Origin of the sequence: Streptomyces sp. NPDC050997 (genome assembly GCF_040660135.1) — a bacterium.
In the GTDB taxonomy this organism is placed as follows: Bacteria; Actinomycetota; Actinomycetes; order Streptomycetales; family Streptomycetaceae; genus Streptomyces.
The window spans coordinates 185,281-192,444 of the sequence record NZ_JBFAGK010000018.1 but is presented as its reverse complement, the minus strand read 5'-3'; the positions used below and the strand labels follow the sequence as shown (position 1 = coordinate 192,444).

General features: G+C 70.3%; 6 protein-coding genes and 2 pseudogenes. 4 read left to right on the top strand and 4 right to left on the bottom strand.

Features of this window, described 5'->3' with window-relative positions; genetic code table 11:
• Positions 1-119: 119 nt before the first annotated feature.
• A complete protein-coding gene (locus AB0H86_RS32910; protein ID WP_362447108.1) occupies positions 120-3,134 on the top strand; it encodes a BTAD domain-containing putative transcriptional regulator in 3,015 nt (1,004 codons plus the stop codon).
• Between the two features lie 84 nt (positions 3,135-3,218).
• On the opposite strand, the gene AB0H86_RS32905 is transcribed toward AB0H86_RS32910, so the two are convergent.
• Positions 3,219-3,485: a helix-turn-helix transcriptional regulator gene (locus AB0H86_RS32905; protein WP_362447105.1), complete on the bottom strand. Its 267-nt coding sequence runs from the start codon at positions 3,483-3,485 to the stop codon at positions 3,219-3,221.
• A gap of 94 nt (positions 3,486-3,579) precedes the next feature.
• Here AB0H86_RS32905 and map point away from each other — a divergent pair, with 94 nt between their 5' ends.
• A complete protein-coding gene (map, locus tag AB0H86_RS32900; RefSeq protein ID WP_362447102.1) occupies positions 3,580-4,398 on the top strand; it encodes a type I methionyl aminopeptidase in 819 nt (272 codons plus the stop codon).
• Here the strand turns inward: map and AB0H86_RS32895 are convergent.
• Positions 4,388-4,516: pseudogene (locus AB0H86_RS32895) on the bottom strand (SGNH/GDSL hydrolase family protein); the annotation flags it as partial. The gene map and the pseudogene AB0H86_RS32895 sit on opposite strands and share 11 nt — an antisense overlap.
• A 177-nt stretch (positions 4,517-4,693) precedes the next feature.
• Here AB0H86_RS32895 and AB0H86_RS32890 point away from each other — a divergent pair.
• Positions 4,694-5,014, top strand: a complete 321-nt coding sequence (locus tag AB0H86_RS32890; protein ID WP_362447141.1) for a hypothetical protein — start codon at positions 4,694-4,696, stop codon at positions 5,012-5,014.
• 4 nt (positions 5,015-5,018) lie between these two features.
• Positions 5,019-5,096, top strand: a pseudogene (locus AB0H86_RS32885) (deaminase); the annotation flags it as partial.
• 132 nt (positions 5,097-5,228) lie between these two features.
• Here the strand turns inward: AB0H86_RS32885 and AB0H86_RS32880 are convergent.
• Positions 5,229-6,272, bottom strand: a complete 1,044-nt coding sequence (locus tag AB0H86_RS32880; RefSeq protein ID WP_362447100.1) for an endonuclease/exonuclease/phosphatase family protein — start codon at positions 6,270-6,272, stop codon at positions 5,229-5,231.
• Between the two features lie 209 nt (positions 6,273-6,481).
• Positions 6,482-7,156, bottom strand: coding sequence for a LysE family translocator (locus AB0H86_RS32875; RefSeq protein WP_362447097.1), 675 nt, complete (start codon positions 7,154-7,156; stop codon positions 6,482-6,484).
• Positions 7,157-7,164 lie beyond the last annotated feature (8 nt).

Sequence of the window (7,164 nt, the reverse complement as noted above, 5' to 3'; positions counted from 1 at the left end):
CCGAGAGTGGGGGAGTCGGCAACCGACGACAACGCGGCAGATGTGCGTGCCACACCCCGCGTCTGCGGCGTGATCCAAACGACAGGCCCTAGGGGTGGTCGAGTGACTCAGGGGGTGTGATGGGCACGCGCTTCGGGATCCTGGGGACCATCGAGGTGCGGCGCAACGGCGTCCCCGTCGACGCGGGGCACGCGGTGCAGCGGAGGGTGCTGGCGGCGCTGCTCGTCGACGCGGACCGGACGGTGTCGGCCGACGCGCTGGTGGACCGGGTCTGGGGAGACACCGGGGCAAGGAACGGCCGCACGAAGCTGTACGGATACGTCTCCCGGCTGAGACACCTACTGGCGGTTGGGGGCACCGCCCTCACCCGGGAGGGCGGTGGCGGCTACCGGCTTGCCGTCGAACGCGAGTTGGTGGACGTACACCGCTTCCGGGATCTGTCGGGCCTGGCTCGCAGGGCGGGCACCGACGAACAGGCCGAGGCGCTCTGGCGAGAGGCCCTCGGCCTGTGGCGGGGCAGCGCGTTCGCCGGTGTCGACACCCCGTGGTTCAACGCGCAGCGCGATCTCCTCGACGGCGAGCGGCTGGCCGCTCAACTGGAGCTGGTCGACGCCCGGTTGCGTTTGGCCCAGCACGACCGGCTGGTGAGCGAGCTGCTCGCCCTGGTGGCCGCGTATCCACTCGACGAACGAGTGGTCGGGCAGCTGATGCTGGCTCTGTACCGGTGCGGCCGGCAGGCGGAGGCGCTGGAGGGGTACGAGCGCGCCCGGCGGCGGCTCGCCGAAGAGCTCGGAGTCGACCCGGGCGCGAAACTACGGCGACTCCACGCGCGGATCCTCGCCGCGGATCCCGAGCTGGCCGTGGTTCGCGCCGGTGCGCCGCTCGCCGCCGCGAAGCCGGCCGACGAGGACCGCGCGGTGGTCTCGCCGGTGAACGCGACGGGACGGCAGCTGGTGCCACGTCTCCTGCCTGCGGACCTTTCGCTCTTCGTGGGCAGGGAAGAGGAACTGAACGAGGTGCACCGGCTGTTCGACGGGGGTGCTCCCGGTCCGCTGACGCTGCTCGTCACCGGGCCCGCCGGGGTGGGCAAGACGGCTCTCGCCGTGCGCACGGGGCATCGGCTCGCCTCCCGCTTTCCCGACGGTCAGCTCCACGCCGACCTGCGAGGCTTCGGCGAAGAGCCGGCGGAGCCGTTCACGGTCCTCGGTACCTTCCTCCGCGCCCTCGGCACGGGCGGCGGGAGCGTGCCTGCCGAACTGCCCGACCGCATCCATCTCTACCGCACCCTGCTGGCCCAGCGTCGGGTACTCGTCGTCCTGGACAACGCGGCCGGTGCCGAGCAGGTGCGGGACCTCATGCCGAGCGGCGGGCGCTGCGCCACTCTCATCACCAGCCGGACGACCCTGGCGGAGGTGAGCAGTCGTCGCATCACCCTCGGCGTACTGAACTCCATGACGGGGCTCGCCCTGCTGCGCGAGATGCTGGGCCCGGAGCGGACCGACGCGGAGCCCGACTCGGCCCGCTCAATCGTGGAGACCTGCGGGGGCCTGCCCCTGGCGGTGTGGGTGGCCGGCGCACGCCTGGCCGCACGACCCCACTGGCCCCTGGCCAAGGTCGCCCGTGCTCTCGCCGACGAGCAGCGGAAGCTCGACGAGCTGGCCGTCGGCCACATCGCCGTACGGGCGAGCCTCGGACTGACGTACCAGCAGATGGCCGCGGTGCCACAGCGTGCGCTGCGGGTGCTCGCCCTGCTGCCCGGGCCGGACTTCGCGGCCTGGGCTCTGGCCGCACTCCTTGACGTGGGTCTGTCCGAGGCGGAGGCCGTACTCGACGACCTGGTCGAGGTGCACCTCGTGCAGACCGAGGCGGTCGGCGCGACCGGGATCCGCTACCAACTGCACGATCTGGTACGGCTGTTCGCCCGGGAGCGTGCGGAACAGTCCCTCTCGTACAGGGAGCGCACGGCCGCGCTGGGCCGACTGCTCGGGGCGAGTCTGCACCTCACCGACCTCGCGGCGGACACCCTCAGCGTCGACTTCCAGGGCGTCTCGCAGAAGGACCTGGCCTCGTGGCGGCTGGCCCCGGCCGAGACCGACCACCTGCTCGCCGACCCGCTGGCCTGGTTCGGCGACGAACGTCAGTTCCTCATCGGCGTGGCCGAACAGGCCCTGGACCGGACGGAGACCGCCTGCGCCGCCGGGCTGGCCACCGCGCTGACGGCGTTCTTCCAGGTCGGCAGTCACTTCGACGACTGGGAACGACTCCAGAGCCGAGCGCTCAAGACGGCGCTGAGCATCGGCGACGAAACCAGCGCCGCGAAAGTCCACCGCTGCCTCGGCGAACTCACCACCATTCTCGACCGGTACCCGGAAGCCCTCCACCACTTCGAGCAGGCCCTGTTGCTCGCCGACGGGCAGGGGCCGACATACCGGGCCAGCGCGACGGCCGGGCTGGCGTACGTGCACCGGCTGCTCGGACAGTACGACTCCGCCGTCCCCCATTTCGAAGAGGCCGTCGAGCTCGCCAGATCGGCGGGGAACGTCAACTGTCTTGTGTACGCGACCAACGGCCTCGGCGTCATCGACCTGGAGCGGGGTCGTGTCGAGGCCGCCGTGGCACGGTTCACGGAGTGCCTGCGGGCCAGCCGCGTCGCGGGTTATCTGCCCGGGGAGGCCCAGGCCCTGCGCTGTCTGGGCCAGAGCCATCGCGCGCGCGGTGCCTACCGGGCCGCCGCTAACGCCTACCGGCAGGCGGCCGCGATCAGCGAGCACCTCGGCGACCGCCTCACCGCCACCCACGCCACCTGCTGGCTCGGAGACGTCCTGGTCCGGCTGGGCGAGCACCACGAAGGGCGCCGCCTGCTGGCGAAGAGCCTGTGGAGCTACCGCGAGTTCGGCAACCTCTGGGGAGAGGCGGCGACCCTGTACGCGCTTGCGGAGGCACAACTCGCGGCGGACCGCCCGACGCCCGCCCTCCGGCGCGCGGAAGCCGCTGTCAGGCTCTGGCGGCACATCGGTTCCAGCAGCTGGCTGGCCATCGGCCTCGACACGCTGGCCAAGGCGCACACCATGGCGGGCGACCACGATTCCGCACTGCGGGCTCGCGAGGAAGCCACCGCGTTGCAGACCGGGTGAGCGGGTCCCACAGGTGTGCGCCCGTCTTGCGCCATGACGAGTTCGGCCCGTCGACGACGGGCGCCGCTCCGCGAGGGGCTGTTGTCAGGAGGCCTTGCTCAGGGCGGGATCGGTGCGCCAGACAGTGGCGAGTTCGGACAGTGGTACGCCAAGTACCTCGCTGAGCCGGACGATGGTGCCGAACGCGGGCGTCGGCAGCCGGCCGGTCTCGATCTTGCGGAGGGTCTCCGGCGAAATCTCTGCCGCCACAGCCACTTCGACAGGGCTACGTCCAGCCCGAGCGGATCGCAACGCGGCCCCGAGGCGCCGGCCCGCCTCGATCTGTTCAGGGGCGAGGGGATAGCGGACCATGCGCACATGCTAGGGCCGCAGATGACCGGCGGCAACCACTCCACCGCCTGGTATAAATATACCTGTCGGTCGCCCCGGGGAATCGAGGATCGCAGTGATCGAGCACAAATCTCCCAATGACATCAAGCGTATGCACGTCACCGGACAGTTCGTCGGCGAGGTGCTGGCCGAGCTCGGTGACCTCGCCGCGGTAGGGGTCAACCTGCTGGACCTCGAGCATCACGCTCGCCGCCGAATCAAGGAGCGCGGCGCGGAGTCCTGCTATTGGGACTACGAACCCTCGTTCGGCAAGGGCCCGTTCCGTAACGTGGTGTGTCTCTCGGTCAATGATGCCGTGCTGCACGGATTGCCCCACAGCTACAAGCTGCGCGACGGGGACCTGCTGAGCATGGATATGGCGGTGGCCATCGATGGCTGGGCCGCGGACTCGGCCCGCTCCGTCATCGTCGGTACCCCGACCGCGGAGGACCTGCGGCTGATCGAGGCCACCGAGGTCGCCCTGGAAGCCGCGATCAAGGTCGCCCAGCCGGGCAACAGGCTCGGGGACATCTCGGCGGCCATCGGCGCGGTCGCCGCCGAGTACGGCTACCCGGTCAACCTGGAGTTCGGCGGTCACGGCATCGGCCGCACGATGCACGAGGACCTGCACATTCCCAACGACGGTCGTCCTGGCCGCGGTTGGAAGCTGCGTCCCGGCCTGACGATCGCGATCGAGCCCTGGTTCGCCGCCGGCACCAACAAGATCGTCTTTGACCCGGACGGCTGGACGATCCGCTCCGCCGACGGCTCACGCACCGCTCATTCCGAGCACACGGTCGCCATCACCGAGACCGGCCCGCTCGTGCTCACCCGGCGCCCTCAGAGCGACAAGGGGCTGGAAGACCAGCGGGAATCATCGACGACCGGACGCTGAGGCGGTCGTGGACGCGTGCGGCGCGGCCACCGACGCTGATGTGAACTACATTGCGGATGGAGGTGCCGGGCAGGGCCGGGGCGGTGCCGGACGCCGCGGCTTCCCAAGTGCCCGTCCAGCCGCGGTGGGTGGCGGGGGCGGGCCTCGCGTCAGCTCTTGCGAGCAGTCCGCCTGCGGTCCCCAGCAGTGGTGAGTCTGGTGCCGCACGTATACCGCGTTGTGGGTCCAGGGGCGCCGCCATAAACTCACCGGCATGTCTTTGCGTCTTCGTATGCGTCAAGCACTGCCGGAAGCGATGCGCGCCCGTGACAAGGCCGCGGTGAGCGCCCTGCGCGCCACACTTGGTGCGCTGGACAACGCTGAGGCGGTGCCCGTGGACGAAGCAGAGCTCCGCGGCGTGGCCCTTGAGCATTCGCCGGTTGGTGTCGGTGCCACCGAAGCAACGCGACGTGAGCTGAGCGAGCGTGGTGTGGTGGATGTCGTACGCGCCGAGGCCGCCGAGCGACTGGAGGTTGCAGAGCAGTTGACCGCGCCCGCGCACGCTGACCGAGCCGCGCAGCTCCGCGCGGAGGCCGCCGTGCTGCTTCGCTTCCTCGACGGTCCCGGCACCGAATAGGAACAAGCAGGGCCCCGAGCTCCTCGACCACCGTTTCGCCCTGTACGGCGAGGAGCAGCGGATGGTCTTCGGGGCCAACACGTCGACCACGCTGGAAGGATCCCTCGACTCGAGCTGATCGAGCGCCGGACGCTCGACGGCCACCGTCAAGCAGCCGAACCTGACCGGAAGTTCCCGCTGCCCGACATGCCGTTGCGCCCATGAACGAGGTCAGTCACTCCTCGGCGCCGGAGGGAAGAGGGCCCAGTGTGATCCGGGCGATGACCGGGAGATGGTCGCTGCCGGTGGGGGGCAGGGTGCGAATGTGACCGACGGTCGCCGAGCGAGCCATGATCTGGTCGATCCGGGCCAGCGGGAAGGGGGAGGGGAAGCTGAAGGCGAAGCCTCTTGCCGGCACGTTCATCTGCGAGGTCAGCGGGGTCAACCCACGGTCATCGACTGTGCTGTTGAAGTCGCCGAGGAGTATCACCGTGTGCGGCTTCTCGGCGGCGACGGCCTTGCCCAGCAGGCCGGCGCTTTCGTCGCGCCAGGACGAGGCGAGGCCGGACGCGTGGACGCGGACTGAGGGCAGGTGCGCAATGAACACCGCGATCTCACGGTGCTGAGTGCGGACCACGGCCCGGAGCGCGCGGCTCCAGGGCTCTGTGATCCCAGCGGGTTTGATGTCCAGCTTCTGGACCTCGGTGAGCGGGTGTTTCGACCAGAGCCCGACGGTGCCCACCACCGCGTGGTGCGGATAGCGCGGGGCGAGGATTCTTTCGTAGACCGGCAGCGCCGAAGGCACCAACTCCTCCAGGCCGATGAGGTCGGGCTCGGCATCGGCCAGGGAGCGGGCTGTGCCCGCGGGGTCGGTGTTCTCGTCGCTGACGTTGTGCTGAACCACGACCAGGTCGTGCGCACCGGGCTTCGCCGCGGGCAGCAGCAGCCCGCCGAAAAGGTACGTCCAGGCCGCCACCGGCAGGAGGAGGGCCACCAGTGCGACAGCCGATCGGCGCAGCAGCGCCAGGCCGAGCAACATCGTGATCACCAGGCCGGACCAGGGCAGGAACGATTCCAGCAGACTGCCCAGGTGGCCGGGGGAATTCGGAACCAGCCGATGGAACGCCAGCAGCACTGCTGTCAGCACCGCCGACGCGGCGAGCACCCGCCCCCGCGTGCAGGACGACCGGTCGCTTGCCTTCCCGCTCGCAGACCACCGCCTTGTCCCCCGGAGTGTTGCCGTCTTCACCGCCACCGCACCGGTGTCCCGCTCAGCCATGGCTTCTCATCCGCATGCCCTTGCCCTTGTTCTTGCCCTCCAGGACGAGCCACCCGGTGCCTCAGGTTCTGTTCTTGGCAGGTGTGCCGTCACACATCCGTGAGGCTCAGGAGACAGGAAAGGAGCCACCGTTCTCAGCGCCCGCCGACCCCGGCCCCCGGCCCCCGGCCCCCGGCGCGGATCCTCACGACTTCCCGAGTCATCTGCCTTCAGGCGGCCGCGGCGACGCCGATGCCGATGGCGATGAACAGCCAGCCGGTCGTCAGCTCCCAGCGGTGGCGGACCTTCGGGCGGGCGAGGAATGCTCGTAGCCGCGCGGCGACGGCGACGAGGACGAACCAGTACGCGACGCCGATGAGGACGTCGAGGATGCCGAGGAAGAAGATCTGCTGTGCTGTAGAGCCGCCGCCGTTGACGAACTGCGGCAGGACGCTGAGGAAGAACAGCGCTGCTTTGGGGTTGAGCACATTGGTCAGGAAGCCCTGGGTGAAGCCGGTCCGCCACCGGCCGTGGGCCGCCCCGTCTTTCTCCGGAGTCCGGGGCGCGGGGCCGCCCTCCGGGCCGTCGGTGGTGTCTCGCCCGGCGTGCCGCTCGCGGGCGGCACGCCGGGCGGCCAGCAGCGCACGGATTCCCAAGTAGACGAGGTAGGCCGCGCCCAGGAGCTTGATGGCGTCGTAGACCACCGGGGAGCGTTCGGCTATCAGCGACAGCCCGGCGGCGGCGGCGAGCATGTGCACGCACAGCCCGGTCTGGGCACCCAGCGCCGCGGCCCGCCCCTTGGCGGGATGCTCGGTGGCCGATCTCAGCACCACGAGGAAGTCCGGGCCGGGGACCACATAGGCCACCAGTACGACGCCGAGGAAGCCGACGAGGTCGACCGACATCCGTTCTC